At 71.3% G+C, this 2,096-nt stretch carries 1 protein-coding gene and 1 pseudogene; one reads left to right on the forward strand and one right to left on the reverse strand.

Features of this window, described 5'->3' with window-relative positions:
- A pseudogene (locus RJ1_RS48650) lies at window positions 1-464 on the forward strand (MMPL family transporter); the annotation flags it as partial.
- Here RJ1_RS48650 and RJ1_RS44720 read toward each other — a convergent pair.
- The coding region (locus RJ1_RS44720; RefSeq protein ID WP_255284977.1) for a DUF2339 domain-containing protein at window positions 439-2,096 on the reverse strand (1,658 nt) is incomplete at its 5' end. The pseudogene RJ1_RS48650 and the gene RJ1_RS44720 overlap by 26 nt on opposite strands.

The raw sequence follows: 2,096 nt of genomic DNA on the forward strand, positions 1-2,096 counted from the left end.
GGCCCCGTCCGGCGGCTCCGGCACCCGGTCCGGCCACCGAGTCGCGTCCCATCGAGAGTTGGCTCGCGGACCTCCGGTCCACGTCGGCCGCGGAACCCCGGCCCCTCTCGTCGCCGGCGGAACCGCGACCGAGTGCGTCGGCGCCGTCACTGCCGACCCGCTCGCCGCGTTCGGTGCCCGCACCGTACGAGCAGGAGACCCCCCAGTCGTCTCCTGCCCGCCCGGTGCCGCCGATCCCGTCGAGGCGTCGTGCGGCCGAGCCGCCGGAGCCCGTCAACGGCGGCCGGCGCACCAACGGCACCAACGGCACGCCCGCCAACGGGGCTCCGGCCAACGGCTCGCGTCGCCGTAGCGTCGAGGAGCCGCCCGTCGATCCGGACGACGCCTCCAGCGGACGGCATCGCGCAGACGACGGCAACGCCGTGAGCGTCAGCGAACTCATCGCTCGGCAGAACCGGCGCTGACAGAGCCGTTCGACGTTCCCCGCCCGGCATCCCGCTCCGCGAATTCACGCGCGTAGCGGGTGCCGGCAAGGAGCAGTAGCAGTCCGACGACGAGGAACGCGAGGACGCGGAACAGTCCGTCGAGGGTGGCGAGGTCGAACAGGAACAGTTTGGCCAGCGCAGCGCCGGTCAGTCCCAGTCCGACGCCGAGCGCGGTGTGCGCGTAGTCGCGTCGAGCCAGTCCGAACACCAGCGCCGCCGTCGCCGCCGCCATCCACGCAATGGTCGCGGCGCAGTGCCCCGCGATGAATCCTGCCGACGTCCCGGTGAGCGCCGTGCCCGCCGACACCGTGGCGGTGGTGACCGCGTACAGGATCACCAGCCCTGCAAGGACCCACCACGGCTGGGCATGGTTGTCGCTCAACAGTTTCAGTGTGTGCGCGTACCAGACGAACAGGAAGACGGTTCCCGCCAGCACCAGCGAGGACAGCACCGTGGTCACCCCGAGTGAGTCGAGCGCACTGTACTCGTCGACGAGCACGAACGGCGGCGCGGTGATCACGAAGGCGAACCCGCCGACGACGGTGAAGACTGCACCGACGGCGTACGCGATCCGCGACTCCGCCTGCCCGCCGATGGTGAGGAACAGTGCCGCCACCCCGAGCAGGACGAGCGGCGCGAGGTCTTCGCTCGACCCGATGAGGCAGGCCTCGAGCAGGGCGAGGGTACCCACGCCCGCGAGCGCGATCCGCGCATGCTGCGGCAACGACCGCGCCGCCGCGAACGCGGCGAACATCGCGGCGGCCAGCGCCAGCGCGATCAGCGTGGACCCGAGCCGGTCGAAGAGGTGGCCGATCACCAGCATCGGGACGGCCGTCGTGACGATCATCGCGGTTGCGATGACGTCACGAGAGTTGCTGCGCAACAGGATGATCGACGTGACCAGCCCGAAACCGGCGACCAGCGCCGCGGACGCCAGCACCCAGTACTTCTCCGGCCGCTCGGACAGTCCGTAACTCGCGGTCGCGACCAACAGCGCGATCACCACCGGGCCCGTCCGCGCGATCGACAGGTACGGCCAGTCGCGACCGATCTGCGCGGGGAAGCTGGCGACCTGGATGACGAACAGGAATCCGACCAGCGTGAGCGTCACACCGTCGGTGAGAACGGGTGCGAGCACGGCAGCACCGGTCACCACGAGCAACGCCAAGGGCTGCGAATCCCACCGGACGGCCAGTGCGACACCGGCTCCCGCGATTCCGAGCGCCACGACCATCGCGAGCACCGGCAGCAACCAGTGATAGACGACGGCCACGGCCACGACGTCGAGGTAGGCGCCGGCGATACCCGTCGCCGCGAGCGCGATCCCGCCGACTCGGCCGCCGGTACGTCCGAAGACGCGGATTCCGGTGTAGACGAGTGCGGCCGAGAACAACCCGCCCGCCGCCACGCGCAGTTCGGGACCGAAGAATCCGGCCTGCGCCGCCAGCACGAGCAGCATCACCACACCGATCAGGGTGACGGCGACACCGGCGACGGCCAGCACGCGGCTGATCACCCCGTCGCGCTGCCACCAGGGTTCGCGCACCACCCGACGCGGCGCAATCAGGGTGGGACGGTAGGGGGCGGCGGCCGGTGCGGGTGGCGGGGGCG

The sequence above is a fragment of the Rhodococcus jostii NBRC 16295 genome, from assembly GCF_001894825.1.
Classification (GTDB): domain Bacteria; phylum Actinomycetota; class Actinomycetes; order Mycobacteriales; family Mycobacteriaceae; genus Rhodococcus_F; species Rhodococcus_F jostii.